Origin of the sequence: Sphingomonas oryzagri (genome assembly GCF_029906645.1) — a bacterium.
Lineage (GTDB): Bacteria > Pseudomonadota > Alphaproteobacteria > Sphingomonadales > Sphingomonadaceae > Solisphingomonas > Solisphingomonas oryzagri.
On sequence record NZ_JARYGZ010000003.1, the window covers coordinates 99,782 to 121,056 of the forward strand.

Consider the following 21,275-nt stretch of genomic DNA (forward strand, 5'->3'; position numbering starts at 1 on the left):
GACGTAGCTCGTAAGAGCTTCAGACTAGCCGGCATTCCGCCCGAGGCAAGAAGGACGACGAGGAATGATGAAGGTTCGACGTGAAGCTCGGTAGGGGGCGGGTAGCTGGCGCGCTGCTGGGGCTGATCGCCTCGGCCTGCTCGCCGCTGAAGGTTTTCAATGCGGTCATGCCCAAGGATAGCGGCGTCCGGCTGATCGTGCGGGACGCGGCCTTCGGTCCCGATCCGCGTCAGCGGCTGGACGTCTATGCGCCGATGGCGCGATCCGCGACGCCCCGGCCGATCATCGTCTTCTTCTACGGAGGTTCCTGGAATTCGGGGACGAAGAGCGGCTATTCCTTCGTCGGGCGGGCTTTGGCCTCGCGCGGCTACATCGTGGCGATCCCCGATTACCGGCTCGTGCCGCAGGTCCACTATCCTACTTTTCTAGAAGACAATGCGACTGCGGTGCGTTGGGCGCGTTCGCATGCGGCCGAGATCGGCGGCGATCCCGATCGGCTGGTGCTGATGGGCCATTCCGCCGGTGCCTATGATGCGGCGATGCTGGCGCTCGATCCGCGCTGGCTCGGGGCGGACCGCATGGCCGTCAAGGCGCTGGTCGGGCTGGCGGGCCCGTATGATTTTCTGCCGTTCGACGGTCCGGTCGTCCAACAGACCTTCGGCGGGGTGGCGGATCCGGTCACGACGCAGCCGGTCCATTATGTCGAACCCGGCGATCCGCCGGCTTTCCTCGCGACGGGTGACAAGGACGAGACCGTCCGCCCGGCCAACAGCGACTCTCTCGGCGCAAAACTCCGGGCGGCGGGCGTTCCCGTCGAGCGCCGAAGTTATCCCGCAGTCGGGCACGCTGGACTCGTCACGGCGATCGCGAAGCCATTAAGAGGGCGGGCTCCCGTGCTCGGCGACCTGACCGCGTTCGTGAACCGCGAAGTCGGATCCGGGCATTGAGGTCAGGCTCGCGGGAACGATGTCTTCCATCGGACGGTTTCAAGTAGTTACCTCCGCCCTGTGTCGGCAGTTTGCCACCAGCATATAGCGTTTTACCAACCTTCCTCAGCGGGCCTCCGGACCTGCCGAGCCTTCAGGGGATCTTGCCGGCAATGGGGTTTCTGGGACTCGACACCCCGATGGCCGAAGCGATCCGATCGCACGATTGGTCCGCGACGCCGCTGGGCCCGATCGACGGCTGGCCAGCCGCTCTGAAGACGACGGTCAGCCTGATCGTGAATTCGCAATTCCCGCAATGTATCGTCTGGGGTCCTGGGCTGGTCAGCATTCCCAATGATGCGTTTTTGCCGATCCTGGGCGACAAGCCTTCGGCGCTTGGGCGATCCTTCGCCGATGTCTGGTCCGAGGCGTGGCACGAGATCGGTCCGATCGCGGAGCGCGCTTTCGCCGGCCAACCGACCTTCATCGAGAACTACGCGATGATGACCGATCGTTTCGGCGCGGAGGAGGAGGCCCATTTCACCTTCTGCTACAGCCCGATCCGCGACGAGAACGGCACGATCGTCGGTATGCTCGACACGGTGACGGAAACCAGTTTCGCGGTCCGAGCGGACCAGCAGCTCAAGATTCTCAACCGAGAGTTGGGCCACCGCCTCAAGAACGTCCTGGCGGTGACGCAGGCCGTCACCTTGCAGACCCTGCGGCGCTCCGCAACGCTGGATCAGGCGAAGGCGGGCGTCAGCGAGCGACTGGCGGCGCTGGGCCGCGCGACCGACGTGCTCACCGCTGCGGAATGGGATGCGGCCGATCTGGCAGCGCTCGCCGAGGTTGCCCTCGCCGGGCATCAGAACGACCGCATCACGGTCAGCGGTCCGCCCGTGCTACTATCCTCCTCGCAGGCGATCGCGATGGCGCTGGCCCTGCACGAGTTGGCCACCAACGCCTCGAAATACGGGGCGCTCGCCGTGCCTTCCGGGCGGATCGATCTGTCCTGGAAAATCCATCCGGCCCCGAATCCCGATGGCATGCGTTTCACCTTGTGCTGGACGGAAATGCATGGACCCACCGTCACGCCCCCCGTGTCGAAAGGGTTCGGCTCGACGCTGATCGAGCGCACATTGAAGTCCGCCTTTAAAGGAAATTGCGTGCTGGATTATCGGCCTGCGGGCCTCATCTTCACACTGGACGCGCCATTGGCAGGCATGTCCGGGGGGGCGGGTCTGCTCTGATGGGCCAGGCCATCACCATAGCCCAGCATACCGTGCTGGTGGTCGACGACGAGCCGATCCTGCGGTTCGAGCTTGTCGACATGCTGGAGGAGCATGGCTTCCAGGTTCTCGATGCGGAGGATGCCGACGAGGCGATCCGGATCATGGAAGGCCACCCGGAGATCGGTGCCGTCGTCACGGACGTGCAGATGCCGGGCTCGATGGACGGGATCAAGCTCGTCCACTACATCCGCAACCGCTGGCCGCCTGCAGCGCTTTTCATCGTCTCGGCGCAGAAGCTGGCCAACGACTCGCTGCTGCCGGATCGAACGATATTCTATGGCAAACCGCTCGATAGCCGACGCCTGGTCCGCGATCTGAATGCTGCGCTGGATGCATGAACGGTGAACTGGGAGGTTCGCTTTCAGGTATTTCGTGCCCCCCACCAAGAGTAGGCGGTTGGTCTGCACCTGACTTACCGTTCCTGTCCCGCGAGCGAAGTGCGTAACGCCTGGAGTGCGTTTCTGTTGTGGCCGATTTTGGCCACAGGAGAAGAACGATGGGCACTTCAGAATTTGATCCCGGCGCGGGTGACCGGCAAGCTTGGAACGCGGGGCGGAAAGTTGGGGCCAAGCGAGCGCTGAAGCCAAAGCAGATATGGGGTATTCGCTTCTATCTCGATCATCATCGGCGCCTTCGCGATCGAGCGCTCTTCGACGTCGCGATCGATAGCAAACTTCGGGGTTGCGACGTCGTCCGCCTGAAGATCGGCGATATCGTAAGCGGAGGGCAGATTCGCACACGTGCAACCGTCACCCAGACAAAGACAGGGCGGCCGGTGCAGTTCGAGTTGCTTTCGGATGCCCGTGCTAGTCTGTTGGCTTGGCTGCAGCGTCGCGGCGGCACATTAGGCGATTACGTGTTTCCAAGCCGGATCGATCATTCCGACCATCTCAGTACCCGTCAGTATGCTCGCCTAGTGGATGAATGGGTGACCGGCGTCGGATTGCGACGAGAAGACTACGGAACCCACTCTCTCCGGCGTACCAAGGCCTCGATCATCTATAAGGCGACGGGAAATCTGCGGGCTGTCCAGATTCTGCTGGGTCATAGCAAGATCGAAAATACAGTCCGGTATTTAGGCGTCGATGTCGAAGACGCCTTGACCCTCGCAGAGGGCACAGAAATCTGACGGTGTCGGCTCCCCGCCCAAAGCGAGGAGCCGATCTGATCGGCGCCCAATCCCGGTCATAGAGCGGCTTGTTATCCGTGGTGGTTTGCGGTCGTTGCCATCAAGCGCCTTCGATGCAAACGTAGAGCAATCGCGGAAAGCTGCTCGTCGCGTCCTCTGGCGAGCCGCTTTGAGGGGAGAATAGGGTGGAAGCTACGGGCGTTTTGGCTGCCGGGGAAAGCTCCGCCGCGATGGCCTATATCAAGGCCCGGCGAGGCGTGTCGCCACGGCAGACCAAGTTAATCCTCCTCATCTTTATGTTGGCCGTAGGCGTTCCGGTGGGGGCATGGGCGTCGGGTTCATGGCTGGACGCCGGGCTGTCGGTGGAGTTCGCCGTCGTCGGTCTTATCGTGGGGGCGCTGGTGGTCCAACGCATTGCGAGGTCCTTGATGCGCAAGGCGCTCACCGAACGGGGTCAGGCTTACGAACAGCGCCTTACCTTCCGTCTTGCGCCCGAAGGCATAGTCTATGATTTGACAGACCTTACGATGACCGCCCGCTGGTCTACCACCGCTCTATCAACGAAAGATCGGGCAAAACGCCCTACTTGCTTGGCAAGTGTCTTTCCAAAGCCGTCCATTGCTTCCTTGACGACGGGAGCAGCGATTGCAGCGGCGGTAAGGGCTTCGGGAGGAGGTGGAATAGCCATAACTTGATTAGTGCAACAAGCCAAAGGCCTATGCAATAGTCCGTCGCTCCCGCTCATGCTTTAGAAAACCGGCTTTGGCACCTCGCTCTTTGGCTGAAGAACACTCACTAAGCATCATTGCATTTTGAGGCCTTCCGCCCGCGCCATACCGCGACTTTGGTCTCCATCGGGCCATAGAACGGTATACGTTCAACCGGTTCGCTGGGCGATCGCGTGCTAGTTGGCATCAATTTTGATCGCCCAAACCTTTGATGGTGGCGGCGCGTCAGGCACCGAACGTCCTGCTCATCCAACCCGCCTTCGGCATTGACGGTGTGGCGGGCAGGGTATCGATCGGCGCAGGTTGCTCTTTGCCGACAGGCTCGGGCTGCGTGGCTGGCGTCGCTGCTGCCTGCATCGCGAGGATGGTGCGGAAGCGCCCATGCCATTCATCAAGGCGTTCTGCCGCCCGCCGAACGAACATGGAGTTCGGCTCCTTACCCTGTCCATCCTTGAAGAACACGATCTCATGGACGGGCTGCACAAGGTCGTTGGTGAAGACCTTGAGTGATAGGCGCTTCACGAGGTCCGTGGTCGTCTTCGATCCCGACAGGCCACCGACAAGGAGGCCCGCAGGCCCAAGCAGCACGCCACCGACGATCGCACCCTTCGCTTGGCTCCCCCGATTGGTGCGCGTCAGCAAGCCGCCGTTACGCTCGATCTCGACCGCGACAAGCTGGTCGAAGGTGAAGACCTTGACGCTGGCGCCCCGCATAATCGCAAAGCGGTTGGAAGCGGGATCGAGTGCAAGGCTAGGGCCGAATCCCCCGTCGAACCTAACAGCAGGGTTGAAGCCGTCGATCGTGGCAAGGGCCTGCGTATGCCCTTGCTGTACCTCGGATTGCATGATGCCCATGATGATGCCGCCGATGATGACGAAGGCTACGATAACGACAATGAGCATGTGCTTTGCTCCCGTTGGATTGCGGCGTGGTGCCGACGCTATCGAATGAGATTTCGGAAGTCGGGCGAGGCCAGCGCCTTGCCGATGATGTCCTGCACGGCAGGTACATAGGCCTGCGCAACGTTGTTGCACGCTGCGGTGGCGGCAAAGCCTGCCCTGAACGTGTAATCGTTCGATATGGTCAACGTGGTGCCGTTGCTGGACGTAAGCATGATCGTCATCGACCACCGCCCGTTTTCGCTACCGAGGCCAGAACTGGAATCGATGCGCAGCAGGCGCCCGCTGACCATTACCCTGCCCGGTGGCGGCGCATAGGCGCCCGCTACCTTCAACTCGTCGGCAAGGGCCTTCTCGACATACTGGGCATGGGTAAGCCCGTCCTGCATCCGCATGAGGCCGATACCGCGGCACTTCACATCGTCCTGTGCAGGTTCCTCGAAGGCGCCCACGCTGATGCCTGTAGCGTGAAGGTCGCGGAGCGCGACCACGTTGTCCGTTCCGACAGAGTAGCGAGGCGTTACAGGCGTCGCACAGGCTGACAGGGCACCCGCCACCGTCAAGGCCACCACATGCTTTGTTCGTATCGTCATGCCGCCCCCTGTCCCTGTAGGAGGCGTTCCCGGCTGCGAGCCGGGCGTTGGAAACCCTGCACAAGGACAAGGCGCATGCACCTTTACCGGCGAACCGGCTGGACATACGCGCATGCCACCCGGCCGAGAAAACTCGACCGGACCTTGTGGCAAAGAGGTTTCCACGCCTCACGGTTTGGATTTTGCCGAACCGCATAGGCATCAATGCCAGCGCCAACGATCGGGCGCAATGGGTATCAGTTTGCGTTATGTTCCAACTGTGGATGATTGATATAGGGCTGACCGCATTCGCCCCAATTGCAGCCATCGCCGTAAACGATCATGATACCTCAAATCGGTCATCGGAACGAGCGGGAGAGCCATGAAGTTAAGCACCACGGTGATGGAGCGAATTGGCGTCGCGACCCTAATCGTCGGAATGATGCTGCTCCCAGCGATCGCCTCTATGCATCTTTCGCCCTACTGGATGATCTTAGCGCTCGCCATCGCGTGGAGTGGGGCGTATTTGCGTTCTCGTAGTCGTCGTGCGCAACAGGCCGCCACAATTCGCCAGCGATAGCCACTTGAGCCGTTCGGCTATCGCCCCAAAGGCGGTCGTGAACGCCGCGTTTGCATTTCGCTGATTGCCGACGCAACCTCGCTCCTTTATCACGCTCCGCTGACAAGCGCAGGGCGGAACGATGTTCCATAAAGTTTTACTCGCCGTTGTATCGTTCTCGCTGTTATCGGGAGAGAAATATCCGCCCGCCCCTAGCCACAAGCATGCCGGTCCTATTCAGAGCGATATCATTCAGTCCTTCGCCACGGACTGCGGGGCAGGGATCGGGCGATATTCTGTTTCGCTAACAATGCCGGCAAAAGCGGAAGCATATCTTAGTGGAATAACGGTAGATGGGAGAGTGATCGAAGAACCAGTTCTCAGTGAAGCCAACAGGGCTTTGAAAGGTATTTCGCGGGTTCAATATGCAACCGTCGAATGTATCAATAGCGGTCTCGCCGTTCAGGTTACGGGGTCAGATTCCTCAAAAGACCAGAAACTTTTGGTGATATTCGTAGCTTCTCGGCGCGGTCTTGACGGCATTCGGACTCTACCTGCTGTTTCATAGCCGCGTCTAGAGGAAGTCGATCGAGATCACCTTGGGAACCGGCAAAGAAGCGGCAAGCAATTTCCAAAAGCAGTCCAGCCGTTTTCCACCATCCCATGCCGATCCGGTGCCTCTGCCGAATCGAATCGCGCGGGAAGCGGCCTGACGGGTTTCGGGCGGAAAATCTGCCGGGCCGTTGTCGCCCCAGTTGGCGCCGTTTCAACGTCTGGACGCGGCTCCTGACAGCCGCCATCATGCTTCCGATGATCGAGGTCCGCGCCCCACTGGAGATCAAAGCTGATCCGCAAGGCGGCTGGGAACTCGTCTTCTGGGTGTTAAATAGTTTCAACTACACAACTCCGTTCCGCGCCATGCTCCGCGAAATTGCGGAGGCATTGGGACAAGACGCAGATGGATGTCTCTCGCTACCCGCTCATGTCGATGGCGAGGATTTCGTAGAAGGAGTCCTGATGTTCAACGAGACATCGCTGCGGGTCTATTACGAACACGCGCTCAGCTATCTGACCTTGGCGACAGGGGATCGAGAGGTGCTGGCGGCGGTGGCTGAGCGTATCCAGCCGCGCATCGCAGTCATTTAACCGAGCGTCAGCTCCCGACTTCTCGCGTCCAAAACCTGCCCGCCCGCAACCCACCATATCCGGACGTTCGCAGGTTGGTGGCAAATTGCCTACAAAAGCGCACAGCGAAGGCACGAGACGGGTTAGGATACCCTACATGCCTTGGCTGTGCGCATCTGGTGGCGAATCAACGCCAAATCGAGGGTTATCGGCCCTCTTCTGCCCTCCTTCGATCTATCGCTTCGAGTTTGGCGATAACGGCTGCGATGGCAGCAGGGTCGATCTGCCCACCCCTCATACAATGTCGGGGAACCGCTCTTACTGAATGCAGATTACAATTGGTTGCGGGACATGCAGCGATTTGCTCACGCCAAGTTCCAGGGTTCAGACTATCATACCCGCAATCTTTACAATGTAGCTCAATATAAGTTTTGTAGCTTGCCAAACTTCTGTTCCTTTTCGATATTACACTCCATAATTGTTGAAATAAAACGGCGTTGCCGTCCGAAGTAATTAGCGCATTGGCAGGTGCATTGTAAAGCCTCTTATCGATGACTTGGATACACATGCGCCCTCTTTGCCGAACGCGGAAACCCATCGGCGGCAAGAGAGCAAGCGCCAAGTGTAATTGCGACCGGGTTCTGTTTATGTTCTCATTGATGCATGGACCGAATCGAACCTGCACGCATTGCCGAAATCCTCGCCGATAGCCCGATATGGGCGAGGCTGGCCCTGACGGCCGCCAACCCTTCTCTCGTTGAAAGGGCAGCCGATACGATGGCGGCGCTGATCGTCGCCCGCCTTGGCGAACCCGAGCCGCCGACGAACGACGCAAGGCAGATGACGCTACCGATCCGTTGAACCGCGCCGCCGTGGAATCGGTGCTATTGTGCCCCTCTCCACCCAAAAAAGTGTGAGACAAACACGCGCGACAAAGCCCCCCGGAAGGAGGCTAAGTGCTTGATTTTATTAAATTGGTGACCCCAACGGGACTCGAACCCGTGTTTTCGCCGTGGACACAAAATCTTGAATTAATTCAATGGCTATTGCCACACAGACGCCTCGAATGCGCCTTATGTAAATCAATGGCTTAGGGTAGCGGTGGCAACGATCTGGCAATGTAGGATTCCACCTGACACGCTTTACAGGTGCCACGATTCGCGACGCTCAAGGACATCTGCTCTGCCGGCTACGACCTCCGGCTCTGGTGTTACGCGTGCGCCCGCGCCGAGCAGATCGATGCCGGCATCTGGCGTCAATTCGAACAGAGAGGATGGCCTATTGAACTCGAAGCCGCCCGTCGCCGATTTCGCTGCCGATGCTGCCAATCGCGCGACGACGTGCTGATCGTTCCCGGCCGGCCGGCTCCGTCACAGGCCGATGCTCCGTTGCCGTCCTTTGAGAACGGAGCCGACATGGTCGCGTGGTTCTATCATCATAATCGAGCGCTGAAAAAGAAGCGCACCACGCTTCACGTTCCCCCTGCCATGATGGAGCGGTTACGACTTCGAATGATGCGACAACCCCGCTAGCCTTCCAAGCTGACATGAATAGCTGAAATCTGCGCGTTCTCGTGTAAAACATCGCCAAAATCGTCTATTGGAGATCAATAGGTTAGCGCTGCGGTGTAAAACATTTCTATTGGCTCAAACGGGCATTCCTACGCCGTTGACGTTCCAGTTGAGCGCCCCTTCCCGGTTGCACCACGCCGCATACATTTGCGCCCCGGATGCCGTGGAGAAGTCACCACGGACCAGCGCTCCGATACCATCCTCCTCCGGCCGCTTAGCCCGAACGCAGAAGCGATCGCGTAGCGGGCCGAAGCCGTCGACGTAGGCTCGGGCGCCTGCCGGCAGCGTCGGAGGCGTATTGCCGGCAAGGCGCCCGAAAAGCCGCATCAGGCCGCTGCCGCCGTCGTGCCGGCCAGCGCTTCGATGCCGTCGACCACCAGCGTGGCGGCGAGCTTGAGGCCGCCAGCGCTCTCGATCGCCGAGGCGAGCGCCACGAGGCCGCTTTCGAGGTTCGGCAGCGTCGCGCGATAGGCCGCCTGGGCAACATCAAGGGCGACGGCACCGATGATGTTGATGTCGGCCTTAATACCCTGCGCCTCAGCCGTGGCGATCAGCGCTTTGGTGATGGCGAACACCTTGTCGGGGCCGCTCATACCGGTCGTGTCGATCGAGAGCTTGGCGGCGAGGTCTTTCGCCGCTTGACCGAAAGCCGTCGCCAACTCTTGCTGGATCGCGTGAGTGAGGTCGGTGGTACCTTCGCTGGTGCCGGGGATGAGGATGCCGGCAACGAAGCCGAGAACCTTCTTGAGGGTGGATGCAACGGACATGATATTCTCCTTCTGGTAGGCTTTGCGAGTGAGGGTGATGATCAGCTGGCTGGCGCGCCTGTGGCGGCGCCTCAGGATGGCTGCACGGGCGGCCGAGGCTCCGCAGGCGCGTACAGTGCCTCCACCCATCGCCAGTGAGCAGCGCGCGCCCGGATGGCACTCCAAGAGGCGGCTCCAGCTACGAGCAGCGCGCCGAGGACTTCGTCCGCGATCGGGGAGACGGCGCCGTTGACCGTGTCCTGATCGACGTAGCCGTGCGCGACCAGCGCCGTGCCGGCAGCGGTGATGACGTGCCGGACGATCGCAGCAGCGATCGCCCGCGCGGCGGTGGATGCAGGCGAAGGGAGATCGTTCATTTCGGCAACTCCGTGAGGCAGATTTTGATTTCGTCTGTGCGCCGGTTCACCAAACCGGGCACGACCTTCCCATTCGCGCGGTTCCACATGGCGAAGGCTGTGCACGCGCCGACCCAGTCGCCCGCGCGAAAGCGGCGGGCGACTGTCGACGTTGCGAAGTTGGCGGCGCCGATATTGTAGGCGAGGCTGATCGAGGCGGCGAGCTGATAGGGATGGCCCTTGAGCGTGGGCGCTGCCTTGAGGACCGGCGCCACGAATGACACGAGGCGCTTATCGACACGCACCGCGCAGCCCGCCGACGTCTCCCGGTCGCCGGGCTTCACGTTCAGCGTGTCGCCGTCGCAGATCGTCCAGATGCCCGGCGCGTCGGCAGCGCCATGATAGGCTTCAAGGTGCTGCTGGCCGCCGCTCTCCCATTTCGTCACCGTCGTGCCTGTGATGATCGCTGCCGTGGCGCCGATCGCAGCGGCGAGCTTCGGCCAGCGGTTCACGCGCGAAAGCGCGGCCCGATCGTCCGTCATGAAACCTCCATCGATGTCGATCATTGAGAGGTCAGCCGGGTGCCTACTCCACCCGGCCTTCCCCCGCTTGACCCCGTCGGCTGACCCCGGCGGGGTTCTTTTTTATCGGCCGGGGTAGCCGTATCTGGCGCTCATCCAGCCCTGCATGTAGGCTTCGTCGTGCTGGACCTGGCGCAGCTGCTCGTCCTGCGCCTTGTTCTTCTCGCGGGCGATCTCATTGCTGTCGTAGTTTCGCCCGATGCCGGCGCCCTGTTGTGCCAGAACCTCGCGCACCGCCGCGATGGCTGCCGTATCGGCAGCCTGCCCGGTGGATGTCGTCTCCAGCTTTTCCTTCCACGGCCCGGTCAATGCGGCAACGATGAGCGCGATGGCGCTGAGCAGGCCGAAGCCGATCATCGCCATGCCGTTGCGTTCCTTTGACTTGCGGTCGGTTTCGTCCCGCATCTCGGCCTTCACCGCTTGGGCGCGCTGAGCTGCACGCTCGCCCGTGTCCGTCATTCCCTCGCTCAGCTTATCAATCTTGCCGCCAATGTCGCCAACGACGCTGGTCAGCTGGTTAACTGAGCTTTCGATACGGTCCTGCCGCTCTTCGATGTGCTGCCGCCAGCCGTTGCCGAACATCACGCGACCCCCACCATCGTTTTCCAAGCGGTGATCACGGCCGCCACCGAAGTATCGAAGTCGGCGTCACCCGCTCCATACGCTTCGTTGAACAAGGCCCATCCGGCGTGCTTGCCGTAGAGCGGGACGCCGCCCGATCCCGAAACGTAACCGAACGGGTGCGCGCTCGCGGCCGAGCTGGTGACCAACGCGTCGGGGGAGACCTGCGTGAGCAGCCCTTCGATGCCATCGATCGCGAAGTGGTTCGTTTTCGTCAGCGGATCGTGGCTCAGCAGCGCGATGTGGGGCGCCCCTGCGGTCGGCGTTGCACCAGCAAACACGATGTCGGCCTGAGGTGCATCTGCCCACGTCACGCCGATCTTGAAGTCGGCGCCCGCGAACTCAGCGACATACCCCGAGCCATCGAGGCCGGAGCCATAGATGCAGAAAAGGCTGCCCGTCGCCGTGCGATTGATCAGCTGGATCGGCGCGATGAAAGTGAAGGCCTGTGGTGGCGTAACGCCGAGCGCATACGGGCCAGTCGTCGTGGCATGGACGTCGATTGACGCATCGCCGTTGAAGTCGGCATCGTTCGCCGCCAGCACCTGCAACACACCGGTTCCGGCCCCGGCATTGCCGATCGCGACGCCTGCATTCATCCGCTCGGTGAAATTCTGGTTGGGATCGATCCCGCGTCGCGCCAGCGCGTTTGGGCGCATATACGACACGATCTTCGAGAAACCGATCGCCGCCACCGCGCGATCGACATCGTCCGAGAACGGCTTTCGCGCCCAAGACGCGCCCTGCGTGTCGGTGAGGATGTTGCCCTTGCCAATTCCCATGTGCAGCTCCTCAGATCGCGTTGAAGGTCAGAATTTGGTGCTGTGACCAGTCGAACATGCGGCCACCGCCTGCGAGCGCGGAGAACGTGTCGGCGGAAGTGTCGCGGATGCAGCCGCGTGGGCCACTCGTTGGGCCGGCCGGCACGGCGGGAACGGATCCGTTTTTCACCCCTTCGAACGTCTGCATCGCGTAGGTCAGCGTGTAGCTGCGGCCCGCAACCAGCGCCGTTGCAGTCGTCGCCGTGATGTCGCTGAAGCCGGACGGTGCGAAGTCCGACAGCGCGATCTCAGCTCCGCTGGTGTTGTCGACCAGCCTGAAGCCGAGCTGCCCCGGATCGGTGACGTTGACCGCGTCGATCGCGATCTGGGTAAGCGTACGGTAGCTGATCGTGATGCCGGTGCCGGTGCCGTTCACGTTGGTCGCCCAAACGCCGGGCACCGGCTGTCCGGCGCGCAGCGCGGCCTTGGCGCGGCCCTCATATTCGCCGAGCTTGCGATAGCCGAGCGAATCTTCATGCAGGCCATCTATGAAGTGGACCAGCCAGTATTGCGGCCCCAACATGATGAACCGGTCGGGATTGGCGATAGCGCGCGCCACCATCGCGGCTACGATGTTGCCGTTATAGTGGGTCGAGCCAGCCGCGTTGCCGTAGACGCACCAGCTGCTCGGCGACCAGAAGATCAGCGGTATATTCGCCGGGACCGGATGGCCATTAGCGCCGAGGATCGCGCGGATGCTCGTGCTAAGGTGCAGCCCGAGCGCATCCCATTTGTCGACGAAGGTATCGACCGTTGCCTGATTGTCGTTCGGGTAGTTACTCTCGCCCTGATCATAATCGACGCCAGGCACTTCGAGGATAGCGCCCGTTAGCTTGGCCCAAGCCGACCATTTCTCGACGCCGCGCAACAGACTGCGATCCGGCAGCGTGTCAGGGCCGATTTGGTCGATGTTCGCGCCACCGACGCCGAAGGTTGCGTAGACCATCGCTTCGTTGTCGCCCAGCGTCGGCGCGAGTACGGCCGCCTGCCCGGCGCCCGTCGACTCTCCGAGCGTGTTTGAATTCGCGACCAGCGTCTCGACCAGCGGCACGAGGCTGTCGAGCTGGCTGTCGAGGATCAGATAGGGCGCGGTCGGCACCTCGTGCACCGCGTCCTGCATCGGCCAAGTGCCGGTCGAGAACATGAAGGCCTTGGTCGGCGCCGGCGGGGTGGTGCTGATCGGCAACCCCGAATTCGTCTTCACGCTCAGCGACTGGCCGGTCTTCGGGCAGCCCACGAGCCGCGTCTTTCCGGACAGCATCGCCATGCCGCCCGCAAGATTGAGGTGCCGCATCTCCTCGGCGCCGCCATTTTCGTCGATCCACCGCACATAGGTGCGATTGAGGCGAGGGGCGCCCTTCACCGCACCCTTCACGCTCGCGATCGAAATCCGCAGCGTGTCCGAACGAACCGTCACCAAGCCCGCATCGTCGACGAAAGGAATGAACTCGTCATACCCCGGAACGACGCTGCCATCGTCCTTATACCAGAGAATGGGCGCGAAGTTGGCATCGAACGTCCCGCTGCCCCCGCCGTCGTCGGGAAAGATCGGAAATGACAGCGCGCCCAAGCTGTCGGGCGTCACCGCCTTGTCAGCGTCTCGACCAGCGAGAACCTCGGCTTTGGTTGCAGGGGCCACGAGACCATCCGCCCCGTGAAAGGTCTGCAGCCAGTCGTCGAACGAACCGACGAAGCCCTGTACGACGGCCAGCTGATACGCATTCATGCCGGGAGGGCCGGCGGGGATCATTATCGTCATGTGGTGGGACCCTTGATCACGCGAAGAGTGAGATCGCCGAGCAGGAAGCGTTCGCCGGCAGGCGGCGTCGCCAGCAGATCGGCCTGCAGAATGAAGTCGCCGGTCGTGTCGTCGATACCGGAAAGCGTGGCGGCAAGGATGCGGATGCCGATCAGCCGGGAAGGCCCGTCAAGGATCGTCAGCCCCTCGCCGGCACCGCCAGGCGCCATGTCTAGTGTGAAGTCCACCGTCGCGACATTCGCGTGGTAGAAGCTCGCTTTGAGCGTGTAGCCTGTCAGATCGACATGGCCGTCAAGGCTCGCATCGCCATAGGTCAGAGACTGGACGTAGTCGCAGCTCTCGCGGGCATCTGGAAGCATGACCATCGATCAGCTCGCGGGGAAGAGCTTGATGATGTAGCTCTCCAGCGTGCAAGTGTCGGTCGTGACGGCAAGCTGGCAGGTGAGCGTGATCGGAACCGATGCCGTGGTGTCGATCGCGCTGGTCGTCGGCGTACCGGACGAAGTCGCGAAGCCAGCCGATGTGCCGACCTGCGAGTTGGTGGCGTTGCGGTTCGCGATGCGTACGAGGACCTGCCCTTGCGCGCTGGTCGTATAGGCCGACGAAGCGAACGACGTGCCGCCGAAGCGGACCCTGATCGTCTTGGTGTTCGAGTTGTTGGTGTAGCTCCAGTCAGGAACGATCTCGATCTGCCCGTTCGGGGCCATCGCGTTTGCCGGCACCGTGCAGGTCGCAGCCGTCCATTCGATTGTATCGCCGGTATGGCTGGCGGCAACCGCATTTTGACAGAGGACCGAACCGAGACCGAGCAGGCCGCGCGCTGTGGGAGCGTCGGCCGCGCCAAGAAGCGATTGGCCGAATGGTGATGCCGAAATCAGAGAGCAACTGCCCGATCCGGTCCAGAGCGCGACCTTGTTCGCCGACGTCGCCAGCGCGGAAAGGCAGGCGAGGTTCGCGTTATAGCCCTGCACCGTGGTGCCGATCGCGCCGGACAGCAGGCCGGAGTTAGACAGCGTGCCGCCAGAGAAGCCCAGGCCACCGCCGATCGTCACTGGCGACCATGTGCCAGCGGCCGAACGATAGTAAAGGGCGCCCGTGGCGCTGGCACCGGCGAGCGACGTCAGGTCGCCGTCGAGCGGCTGAAATGCCGTCGTGAAGCTGCTTTGTCCTGCAAGGTATCCGGCGAGGCTGCCCGTCGTGACGACCACATTCGAGCAAGGCGATACGCCCGTCGCACAGCCGCTACCCTGCACGCCCGACAGCTTGATAGCATCGTCCGGCAAGGTCGCCGCTGGCATGGCAGAGATTTTCACATCCGCAGCCGGCGCCGAGGCGCAGACCAGCAGCCCGGCGAGCAGCGCGCCCGCCAGGCGGCCTTGCGGTCGAAGTCGACGGGCGCGAGCTTGCTGATCAGGTCCGCGCGATCGTGCGGATCGAGCTTCCATTCCGCGATCCACTTGTCGCCCTGCCGGCGACGACGAAAGCGCAGGGTGCCGTTCAGCACGTTGATCGTGAACGGGTCCGCGTCAAACGCATCGTCCTTCACCGCCAGCCACGGCTGCGCGAGACGCGCTATGCACGTCAGCTTGCCGTTGGCCTCCGAGCTGCGGCCCCATTTGCGATGATGATCGGCGCGGGTGACCGCCTGCCCCTTCTTGACGTCGACGATGCAATCGAGCGCGTTTTCATCGCCGCCGGACTGCCGCCACATCTTCAACTCCGCATAGGCGAAGGCATCGAGCTTGTAGCGCTCGGCCTCGGGCAGCTCCTCCCATTCGTCGAACCAGTCGGGCTTCGTCGCGCCGCTTTCGCGGATCACCTCGGCTTCGTCCTGAATGGCGCGCACCGTCTTGAACACGGCGTCCAGCACCTCGGGCGGCACCGCCTTCTCTTCCTGTTTCAGCGCGACCCAGCGACGGCCATCCCAGCCCATCCAGCCGAGCGCGGGCGACCAGCGGAAATCGTCGCCAAAGCGCTCCGCGAACCGCTCGGCGTTGCCGAGATCGGTATGCGGCTTGAAGATGCAGCGGCGATGCCGCGCCTCTTCGTCATCGTCCGCCCCCCGGCCCCCATCGTCGTCATTGGCCGGCTCAGGCTTCCACCCGGAAGGTTTGCCATCCTCAGTCCCCCGGCGGGGTGCGGGGTTGGCGGAAGGGTGGAAGGGTCGAGCGGCGCGATCGCGGGCGCGGGCGGCGATGTCGGCCAGGTCGCGCGGATCGGCGATGCCGGCGGCGAGGCCGCGATCGACGGCCGAGCGACGCGCCACGGGATCGCCGAATGCCGAGACGGCATCGTGCAGGGCCGCACGAGCGACGGATTCGGAAATCGCGCCAGCGCCGACCAGCTGGCCGATCACGAAGCCGCTGGCGTTGCTCTGATTGTCCCGATTGCCGAGCGGCGTCGACGCCAGCGCCTTTGCCTCGGCTTCGAGCGCTGACAGCGCATAGCGCCGCACGATCGTGGTCGCCGCGTCGTCCGCCGCCCATGTGGCGGACGGACGCGAGCCGGAAGGATGAGAAGCGGTCGCCGGCTGGTCGCCGGCGGCGTTTTTGGGTTTGCCAGCCTTGGGCGCGCGTAGCGCTTCGATCAGCCCGGCCGGAGCCTCTACAGGTTCGACGTCGTACTTACCGCGCAGCCAGCGATAGCGGCCGGCAGTTGCATCCGCGCACGGCTCGACGATCACGCTGGGCGGCGCGATCACGTAGCCGCCCTTGCCGCGCACGTCGACGTGAAGCGGCAACGTCCCCCGATTGCGGATCGATTCGCCCTCGGCCGGCTGGCGGAGATAGACATGCACGCCGCCGCTAGGCGTAACAGACACCAGCGAACTGGGAATTTCGCAGCCGATCTGCGCTTCAGTCTCGGCCTTCAGCTGATCGAGCGTGAATTCGCGCCGGGTCACCTCGCCGGTATTGGGATCTACATCTTCCTCGACGCGCGGATCGAAATCGACCGCGAACAACCCATTGCGGCCCATGGCGATGCCGATCATCGCGTTCGGCCAGCGTCGCCACCATCCGACGATCGTCTTTTCGTCGACCGTCGCGCCGCTACAGCCGTTGCCGATATACGGCGCCTTCGCTTTGGGCGTCTTTGTCTCGCCCTTCGAATTCACATACGGCTCCCCGTCGCACTCCCGGCAAGGAAAAACCGGCCAGCCCTGCCGCGCATATTGAAGCGCGGCTTGGCCCATAGGCGACGGCAGACTGGACACGGGGCAATACCTCCGAAACCGCGCGAGGCGGCGAAGCAAACAGGATCAGCGGGGGAGCGGCCGTCAGGGCCTAGAAGGGCACATCGTCATCGAGATCGCTATCGAAGGCTCCACGCCCATTCCCGGTCCACCCGTCACCGGTATTGCTATTTCCGGCCGGCCCGGCACCGTTGCCGCCCGATTGGGCACCGGCACCATCGAGCATAACGAGCGTGCCATGGAACCCCGAAACAACGATTTCCGTGGTGTAGCGATCGCTGCCATCTGATGCCTGCCACTTCCGAGTAGCGAGCTTTCCCTCGATATAGACCTTCGAGCCTTTCTTGAGATAGCGCTCGGCGACGCCGCAAAGTCCTTCGTTTTGGATCGATACGCTATGCCATTCGGTGCGCTCTTTGCGCTCGCCGGTATTGCGATCCTTCCAAGTCTCGCTGGTCGCGATCCGAAGATTTACGAGCTTTCCGCCATTCTGGAAGCTCTTCGTCTGCGGGTCTTGCCCGAGATTTCCGACAATGATGACCTTGTTTACTCCGGCCATGACTCCCCCTTCTAAAACAGGCTTGCTTGGTGAGGTTGATTGGCTGCGATCCAGTCCTGCACCTCGCGGGCAGCGGCGATATATTCGGCGCTTGGCGTCTTTGATTGCTCTTGCCCCGGCCGGAAGGTCCGCCAAATTTTCGAGCGTAGACGCTGCGGCAACTTGTACCAATGTTCGCGGCATCCCCAGGATGCCGGCGGAACTCGCCTATCGCAGCCGGGCCAATGGCAATGATGCCCGCCGGAGCGGCCGTCCGCGATCGCAGCCCGGACATACTCGGCTTTCTCGCCGATCGGCGCGCTCGTCATAGCAGCGGCCTCACGACGGCGCCGGGATCGAGCGGTTCGACGATTTCGATGCCGCAATCGATCAGGCACGGCGTGCACGGCTTCCAATCGCCGGCCACCTTGCCGAGCCTCACCAGCTCGCGATGCACGGCGTAGCAGGGCGGATCACCATCCTCCGCACAGCGGTTCGCGCAAATCGCGAGGGCGGGATCGTTCGTCATGCCGGCATCCCATCATGCTGGACGCCGTCGAGCAGGCGGCCGGCGACTTTCTTGCCGACGCGCTTGAAGACGACTGGCTCAAGATCTGCGGGCACCGGCATGCCATCGGGCCACTTCGCGTCAGGCGCCGGCTCGGCGATGTGTTCGCCCCATTGCTTGAAGAGGAAGGGCACGCCTGCCGCCGAACACTGATTGCGCAGGCCTCGCACCCAATCCGGATGCACCGGCCGCGCACCGTGCCCGCTCTCCCCGCCCACGATCACCCAATCGATGCGATGCTTGGGATAGTGACGCGGATAATTATTCAACCAGCCGCTGTTCCATCGCGAAACCGGCAGCACAAAAGGCTCGATATCCAGTTCCGTTAGCAACGGCTCGCAAGACAAAAAGCGGATGGCGGCGGGCGTCTCCACAAGATCGCAGGCGCGCTGCATCAGCCAATGCTGGTTCTCGGCGGACACCCCGAGCCAGACATTCGCAAGCGGCCATTGTTCTACGGCCCACCATGCTTTCGCACGGCGGTTCGCGTCGGCAGCCGATGTTCCGCCCCACTGACGCAGAACGTCCGTGATGCGCCTCGGCGTATCGGCGTCGCTGATATAGGCGCGCATCCGCGCGGACCGCTTCGTCAGGACCTGGTGAACGTGCTGCGGCGATAGCGCGCACGCAGCGAAAACACGATCGATCCACGCATCGGGCACCTTTTCATGGAAGGTGTCACCATGGGCGTTCCAGAAGATATGACGCGGCCGCCGCCAACTCAGCGGCTGGCGAAGGGCAGCCTCGTGGAGATGAACCTCGCCATTCCACACCATCCCGCCCGTCGTCTTATCGACAAGAGCCGCGCGGAAGGGGGTACGATGCGCCTGTTTCATGGCGTAGCAGCGCTTGCAGCCAGGCGAATAGACCGAGCAGCCGTTGATGGCGTTGACCGTGGCGTCCGTCCACTCGATCCGCGTCCGATCAGCCACGCGCCGTCACCTTGAAGAAGACGTGCAGGCCGCTAATTTCGGGTTGCACGACAGGGAGGACTGAATGGCCGACATCGACTGGACCCAACCCGCTACCGTTTACAGCCGCATCCCGCTCGCGGGTGGGCCGCCGCGTGAACGGGCCGAGGCAATTACTGGCAACCTTGAACAGGCCGTGCGTTTCGCCATCACCGGTTCCAGCGGGCCTCTCGACCGGCTGGTGATCAAGATCGACGACGGATCGGCCGAATACGAAGCCGAGGAAATCCGCGAGCTTGCAAGGCATTTGCCCTAGGCCGGCCATCAGCGTTCCTCCACTTGACGCGCGACCCACTCTTCCAGCGCTGACATCATCAGCGCGCCCGGAGCCATGTTCTGTTCGCGCGCGACCGCGACGATCGCCGACCAGATCGACGGCCAGCGTTCACGCACCATCCGGATCGCATCGGCCGGCGTTTCCGGACCGCCCGCGATCATCACTTTCGCGATCGGATCGCCGGGCGGCAGCGGCCGCATCAGGACCGGCGCCGCGCCCATGCGCATGGTCGCGCGATCGATCTCGATCTGCGCGCGATCGCGCTCGACGCGAGCGGCCATCTTCTCAGAACTGGACGGCGGCAGCGGCGCAACCTCGCGCAGGGCGGCCGTCGCCGGATCAGCTTCATAACGCTGCATGAATAGGCGCGCCTCGGCCGCGCCCTTGACGCCGATCCGTCCGCAGCCGCGCAGGCGCGCCACGAACGCCGTATCGTTTCGCGCCAACAGGCCGAATTCGTGTGGCTTCATTTTGTAGCGATCAAGGAACGCCTCGATCTCGCGGCGCAGGGCGCGGCTGTCATACTTGCTCATGCCAGCGCCATTCCGGTACGCGCGCCGCTCGACAGTATCGTGATGCGACGGCGATGCTTGGGGCCGACAAACTCGATGCCGATCCGTTTTGCCGCCCTGAGTTTGCTGATGACGTAGCTGGCGGCCCGCGCGTCGGCGAGGCCGGCTGCGGCCGCCAGTGTCGCGTTCGATGGGCACGGGCGCTTCGCTGCCGCCGCCCTGCGCAGGCGCAGATAGATCACGGCTTCGGGACTGACCGGCTCCGCATCATGAGCCGCTGCGGCGGACATCGCCTTCACGGCGGCGCGCTGTCGGGAGGCGAGGCGCTGCATCACATATTCTCGACGCCCGTCCGAGGTGCGGCTCGTGAACGTGATCAGACCTTCGCTATGCTTGATCTTCGCCCGAACGACGCCAGGCGCAGACCGAGGGAATTCCTTCCCCCAGGCATACACAGCCGATTCTCCGACCGCCGCCGCGTCGACCCACTGATCGACCTCGGCGGGGGTAATCGCCCCCCGTTCCGTCATGTTGCCCCCGCCTACTCCTAGATAGCCAGCATCTGCCCGAGGCCCCCGCGCAGCATCGCTGCAGCCCCGAACGGGATTTTGATGGACTGCCCGTGGCCGACGATGGTCACGCCATCGCTGCCGTTGAGCAGGTCGAAATGATCGTCGAGCTGGACGTGGCGTGGCGCCTTCGCAGGCGCAGCGCTCGATACTGGGGCCACAGGCAGGTCTTTGACAGGCGGAACGACCGCCCGCGCGAACATGCCGGGGCGCACTGCGCCCCCGGTCGTTTCGGCGATCATATTGGCGATGCCGGTTTCCGGCTCAGCTTCGCCCGTCAGGATGCGGACGGCTTGGGCTTCGGTAAGGCACGCTGCCAGCCGGCTGAAGCGCACGCCATAATCCTCGCCGAGATCGCGGCCGAGCATCCACTTCGCCAGCTCAACCTGCCCGGCAGTCCATTCCCCCGAAATGATGCCGCGCTCATCGCGCAGATCGCGGATCAAGTCCCATTCGTCTAAGCCAGCCAAGCTGCAGCCAGCGAGTGTAAGCGAGAGGGTCATGGTGCAACCTCCGTCAGTGCTTTGAGACGCATGCGCATCATGTCGATCACGTGCCCGGCGGCCTCGATCTCGTTGCGCATTTCGACAATCTCTTCATCGTCGATCTTGCCGTCGTCGGCGAATGCCAACGCAACTTCGTGCAGCAAACCGGTGATTGCCGGCAGCGCGTCCCGATCGGTCGCGTCGCTGCTGTCGATGGGAACTACACGCATGCCAACCAGTGACATTACGTCATTGGCGAAGGCTCCATTCCATTCACGGCATCCGAGAATGAACGAAACAACCCCCATTTCGGCAGTCGCATCACGATATTTTGCGGCGGTATCCTCGCCTTTGCCGAGAACGCGACCGACGTCTGCATACGTTAAACGGTCGCGGTCTTTCAGGCGCCCGAGGCTCACCCCGATGGTTTCGAGCAAAATCGAAGCGGATGGCGTGCGAAAATTGCCGTGGATCAT

27 protein-coding genes are annotated in these 21,275 nt (G+C 62.6%); 9 read left to right on the plus strand and 18 right to left on the minus strand.

Features of this window, described 5'->3' with window-relative positions:
* Positions 1-80: 80 nt before the first annotated feature.
* The 5 genes from QGN17_RS17430 to QGN17_RS17450 all read left to right on the plus strand — a co-directional run bounded on the left by QGN17_RS17430 (position 81) and on the right by QGN17_RS17450 (position 4,042).
* The gene (locus QGN17_RS17430) at positions 81-947 is read left to right on the plus strand and encodes an alpha/beta hydrolase (protein WP_281045877.1); all 867 of its coding nucleotides are present in this window, start codon (positions 81-83) and stop codon (positions 945-947) included.
* Positions 948-1,126: 179 nt separating this feature from the next.
* Entirely contained in the window at positions 1,127-2,176 is a 1,050-nt protein-coding gene (locus QGN17_RS17435; RefSeq protein WP_281045878.1) for a sensor histidine kinase, read from the plus strand.
* Entirely contained in the window at positions 2,176-2,556 is a 381-nt protein-coding gene (locus QGN17_RS17440; RefSeq protein WP_281045879.1) for a response regulator, read from the plus strand. Before QGN17_RS17435 ends, QGN17_RS17440 begins: the two co-directional genes overlap by 1 nt.
* Positions 2,557-2,714: 158 nt before the next feature.
* On the plus strand, positions 2,715-3,347 hold the full coding sequence (locus QGN17_RS17445; RefSeq protein WP_281045880.1) for a tyrosine-type recombinase/integrase: 633 nt from the start codon (positions 2,715-2,717) through the stop codon (positions 3,345-3,347).
* Positions 3,348-3,577: 230 nt separating this feature from the next.
* Positions 3,578-4,042 carry a hypothetical protein gene (locus tag QGN17_RS17450; RefSeq protein WP_281045881.1) on the plus strand — a complete coding sequence of 155 codons (465 nt, stop codon included), beginning with the start codon at positions 3,578-3,580 and terminating at the stop codon, positions 4,040-4,042.
* Between the two features lie 258 nt (positions 4,043-4,300).
* Here QGN17_RS17450 and QGN17_RS17455 read toward each other — a convergent pair whose 3' ends face one another.
* Together QGN17_RS17455 and QGN17_RS17460 are read right to left on the minus strand one after the other, a co-directional pair.
* Complete coding sequence (locus QGN17_RS17455; protein WP_281045882.1) at positions 4,301-4,978, minus strand: hypothetical protein; 678 nt, start codon at positions 4,976-4,978, stop codon at positions 4,301-4,303.
* A gap of 38 nt (positions 4,979-5,016) precedes the next feature.
* Positions 5,017-5,568: a hypothetical protein gene (locus tag QGN17_RS17460; RefSeq protein WP_281045883.1), complete on the minus strand. Its 552-nt coding sequence runs from the start codon at positions 5,566-5,568 to the stop codon at positions 5,017-5,019.
* A 1,339-nt stretch (positions 5,569-6,907) separates the two neighbouring features.
* Between QGN17_RS17460 and QGN17_RS17465 the strand changes: the two genes are divergently transcribed.
* The 3 genes from QGN17_RS17465 (at position 6,908) to QGN17_RS17475 (ending at position 8,763) form a co-directional block, all read left to right on the plus strand.
* The gene (locus QGN17_RS17465) at positions 6,908-7,252 is read left to right on the plus strand and encodes a hypothetical protein (RefSeq protein WP_281045884.1); all 345 of its coding nucleotides are present in this window, start codon (positions 6,908-6,910) and stop codon (positions 7,250-7,252) included.
* A gap of 642 nt (positions 7,253-7,894) precedes the next feature.
* The gene (locus QGN17_RS17470) at positions 7,895-8,092 is read left to right on the plus strand and encodes a DUF6771 family protein (RefSeq protein ID WP_281045885.1); all 198 of its coding nucleotides are present in this window, start codon (positions 7,895-7,897) and stop codon (positions 8,090-8,092) included.
* A gap of 287 nt (positions 8,093-8,379) precedes the next feature.
* On the plus strand, positions 8,380-8,763 hold the full coding sequence (locus tag QGN17_RS17475; protein ID WP_281045886.1) for a hypothetical protein: 384 nt from the start codon (positions 8,380-8,382) through the stop codon (positions 8,761-8,763).
* Between the two features lie 365 nt (positions 8,764-9,128).
* On the opposite strand, the gene QGN17_RS17480 is transcribed toward QGN17_RS17475, so the two are convergent.
* The 12 genes from QGN17_RS17480 to QGN17_RS17535 all read right to left on the minus strand — a co-directional run bounded on the left by QGN17_RS17480 (position 9,129) and on the right by QGN17_RS17535 (position 18,917).
* Positions 9,129-9,569 carry a hypothetical protein gene (locus QGN17_RS17480; protein WP_281045887.1) on the minus strand — a complete coding sequence of 147 codons (441 nt, stop codon included), beginning with the start codon at positions 9,567-9,569 and terminating at the stop codon, positions 9,129-9,131.
* 71 nt (positions 9,570-9,640) lie between these two features.
* On the minus strand, positions 9,641-9,925 hold the full coding sequence (locus QGN17_RS17485) for a Pam3-gp28 family putative phage holin (protein ID WP_281045888.1): 285 nt from the start codon (positions 9,923-9,925) through the stop codon (positions 9,641-9,643).
* On the minus strand, positions 9,922-10,446 hold the full coding sequence (locus QGN17_RS17490) for a lysozyme (protein ID WP_281045889.1): 525 nt from the start codon (positions 10,444-10,446) through the stop codon (positions 9,922-9,924). The genes QGN17_RS17485 and QGN17_RS17490 overlap by 4 nt, the downstream gene beginning before the upstream one ends.
* Positions 10,447-10,548: 102 nt before the next feature.
* Complete coding sequence (locus tag QGN17_RS17495) at positions 10,549-11,067, minus strand: hypothetical protein (protein ID WP_281045890.1); 519 nt, start codon at positions 11,065-11,067, stop codon at positions 10,549-10,551.
* Positions 11,067-11,801: a hypothetical protein gene (locus QGN17_RS17500; protein WP_281045891.1), complete on the minus strand. Its 735-nt coding sequence runs from the start codon at positions 11,799-11,801 to the stop codon at positions 11,067-11,069. The genes QGN17_RS17495 and QGN17_RS17500 overlap by 1 nt, the downstream gene beginning before the upstream one ends.
* A gap of 97 nt (positions 11,802-11,898) precedes the next feature.
* Complete coding sequence (locus tag QGN17_RS17505) at positions 11,899-13,686, minus strand: hypothetical protein (RefSeq protein WP_281045892.1); 1,788 nt, start codon at positions 13,684-13,686, stop codon at positions 11,899-11,901.
* Positions 13,683-14,045, minus strand: a complete 363-nt coding sequence (locus QGN17_RS17510; RefSeq protein ID WP_281045893.1) for a hypothetical protein — start codon at positions 14,043-14,045, stop codon at positions 13,683-13,685. The genes QGN17_RS17505 and QGN17_RS17510 overlap by 4 nt, the downstream gene beginning before the upstream one ends.
* Positions 14,046-14,054: 9 nt before the next feature.
* On the minus strand, positions 14,055-14,894 hold the full coding sequence (locus tag QGN17_RS17515) for a hypothetical protein (RefSeq protein WP_281045894.1): 840 nt from the start codon (positions 14,892-14,894) through the stop codon (positions 14,055-14,057).
* A 101-nt stretch (positions 14,895-14,995) separates the two neighbouring features.
* The gene (locus QGN17_RS17520; RefSeq protein ID WP_281045895.1) at positions 14,996-16,879 is read right to left on the minus strand and encodes a bifunctional DNA primase/polymerase; all 1,884 of its coding nucleotides are present in this window, start codon (positions 16,877-16,879) and stop codon (positions 14,996-14,998) included.
* 91 nt (positions 16,880-16,970) lie between these two features.
* On the minus strand, positions 16,971-17,438 hold the full coding sequence (ssb, locus tag QGN17_RS17525; protein ID WP_281045896.1) for a single-stranded DNA-binding protein: 468 nt from the start codon (positions 17,436-17,438) through the stop codon (positions 16,971-16,973).
* Positions 17,439-17,742: 304 nt separating this feature from the next.
* Positions 17,743-17,946 carry a hypothetical protein gene (locus tag QGN17_RS17530; protein WP_281045897.1) on the minus strand — a complete coding sequence of 68 codons (204 nt, stop codon included), beginning with the start codon at positions 17,944-17,946 and terminating at the stop codon, positions 17,743-17,745.
* Positions 17,943-18,917 (minus strand): phage Gp37/Gp68 family protein, encoded by a 975-nt coding sequence (locus QGN17_RS17535; protein WP_281045898.1) that lies wholly within the window; start codon positions 18,915-18,917, stop codon positions 17,943-17,945. Before QGN17_RS17535 ends, QGN17_RS17530 begins: the two co-directional genes overlap by 4 nt.
* Before the next feature lie 64 nt (positions 18,918-18,981).
* Between QGN17_RS17535 and QGN17_RS17540 the strand changes: the two genes are divergently transcribed.
* The gene (locus QGN17_RS17540; protein WP_281045899.1) at positions 18,982-19,212 is read left to right on the plus strand and encodes a hypothetical protein; all 231 of its coding nucleotides are present in this window, start codon (positions 18,982-18,984) and stop codon (positions 19,210-19,212) included.
* A gap of 8 nt (positions 19,213-19,220) precedes the next feature.
* Here the strand turns inward: QGN17_RS17540 and QGN17_RS17545 are convergent, their stop codons facing one another.
* From QGN17_RS17545 to QGN17_RS17560, 4 genes are read right to left on the minus strand one after another with little or no spacing between them, the layout of a single operon-like run.
* Positions 19,221-19,766, minus strand: coding sequence for a hypothetical protein (locus tag QGN17_RS17545; protein ID WP_281045900.1), 546 nt, complete (start codon positions 19,764-19,766; stop codon positions 19,221-19,223).
* Positions 19,763-20,275, minus strand: coding sequence for a hypothetical protein (locus tag QGN17_RS17550; protein ID WP_281045901.1), 513 nt, complete (start codon positions 20,273-20,275; stop codon positions 19,763-19,765). The genes QGN17_RS17545 and QGN17_RS17550 overlap by 4 nt, the downstream gene beginning before the upstream one ends.
* Positions 20,276-20,292: 17 nt before the next feature.
* On the minus strand, positions 20,293-20,817 hold the full coding sequence (locus QGN17_RS17555; protein WP_281045902.1) for a hypothetical protein: 525 nt from the start codon (positions 20,815-20,817) through the stop codon (positions 20,293-20,295).
* On the minus strand, positions 20,814-21,275 hold the full coding sequence (locus QGN17_RS17560) for a hypothetical protein (protein ID WP_281045903.1): 462 nt from the start codon (positions 21,273-21,275) through the stop codon (positions 20,814-20,816). Before QGN17_RS17560 ends, QGN17_RS17555 begins: the two co-directional genes overlap by 4 nt.

Excerpts from the sequence above, each read along its gene's own strand:
- QGN17_RS17540 (WP_281045899.1), top strand. The coding sequence starts at position 18,982 with ATGGCCGACATCGACTGGACCCAACCCGCTACCGTTTACAGCCGCATC.
- QGN17_RS17465 (WP_281045884.1), top strand. The coding sequence starts at position 6,908 with ATGCTTCCGATGATCGAGGTCCGCGCCCCACTGGAGATCAAAGCTGAT.
- QGN17_RS17560 (WP_281045903.1), bottom strand. The coding sequence starts at position 21,275 with ATGATCCACGGCAATTTTCGCACGCCATCCGCTTCGATTTTGCTCGAA.
- QGN17_RS17555 (WP_281045902.1), bottom strand. The coding sequence starts at position 20,817 with ATGACCCTCTCGCTTACACTCGCTGGCTGCAGCTTGGCTGGCTTAGAC.
- QGN17_RS17505 (WP_281045892.1), bottom strand. The coding sequence starts at position 13,686 with ATGACGATAATGATCCCCGCCGGCCCTCCCGGCATGAATGCGTATCAG.
- QGN17_RS17490 (WP_281045889.1), bottom strand. The coding sequence starts at position 10,446 with ATGACGGACGATCGGGCCGCGCTTTCGCGCGTGAACCGCTGGCCGAAG.
- QGN17_RS17470 (WP_281045885.1), top strand. The coding sequence starts at position 7,895 with ATGGACCGAATCGAACCTGCACGCATTGCCGAAATCCTCGCCGATAGC.
- QGN17_RS17530 (WP_281045897.1), bottom strand. The coding sequence starts at position 17,946 with ATGACGAACGATCCCGCCCTCGCGATTTGCGCGAACCGCTGTGCGGAG.
- QGN17_RS17435 (WP_281045878.1), top strand. The coding sequence starts at position 1,127 with ATGGCCGAAGCGATCCGATCGCACGATTGGTCCGCGACGCCGCTGGGC.
- QGN17_RS17455 (WP_281045882.1), bottom strand. The coding sequence starts at position 4,978 with ATGCTCATTGTCGTTATCGTAGCCTTCGTCATCATCGGCGGCATCATC.
- QGN17_RS17520 (WP_281045895.1), bottom strand. The coding sequence starts at position 16,879 with ATGGGCCAAGCCGCGCTTCAATATGCGCGGCAGGGCTGGCCGGTTTTT.
- QGN17_RS17440 (WP_281045879.1), top strand. The coding sequence starts at position 2,176 with ATGGGCCAGGCCATCACCATAGCCCAGCATACCGTGCTGGTGGTCGAC.
- QGN17_RS17450 (WP_281045881.1), top strand. The coding sequence starts at position 3,578 with ATGGCCTATATCAAGGCCCGGCGAGGCGTGTCGCCACGGCAGACCAAG.
- QGN17_RS17485 (WP_281045888.1), bottom strand. The coding sequence starts at position 9,925 with ATGAACGATCTCCCTTCGCCTGCATCCACCGCCGCGCGGGCGATCGCT.
- QGN17_RS17545 (WP_281045900.1), bottom strand. The coding sequence starts at position 19,766 with ATGAGCAAGTATGACAGCCGCGCCCTGCGCCGCGAGATCGAGGCGTTC.
- QGN17_RS17445 (WP_281045880.1), top strand. The coding sequence starts at position 2,715 with ATGGGCACTTCAGAATTTGATCCCGGCGCGGGTGACCGGCAAGCTTGG.
- QGN17_RS17550 (WP_281045901.1), bottom strand. The coding sequence starts at position 20,275 with ATGACGGAACGGGGGGCGATTACCCCCGCCGAGGTCGATCAGTGGGTC.
- QGN17_RS17460 (WP_281045883.1), bottom strand. The coding sequence starts at position 5,568 with ATGACGATACGAACAAAGCATGTGGTGGCCTTGACGGTGGCGGGTGCC.
- QGN17_RS17495 (WP_281045890.1), bottom strand. The coding sequence starts at position 11,067 with ATGTTCGGCAACGGCTGGCGGCAGCACATCGAAGAGCGGCAGGACCGT.
- ssb (WP_281045896.1), bottom strand. The coding sequence starts at position 17,438 with ATGGCCGGAGTAAACAAGGTCATCATTGTCGGAAATCTCGGGCAAGAC.
- QGN17_RS17480 (WP_281045887.1), bottom strand. The coding sequence starts at position 9,569 with ATGTCCGTTGCATCCACCCTCAAGAAGGTTCTCGGCTTCGTTGCCGGC.
- QGN17_RS17510 (WP_281045893.1), bottom strand. The coding sequence starts at position 14,045 with ATGCTTCCAGATGCCCGCGAGAGCTGCGACTACGTCCAGTCTCTGACC.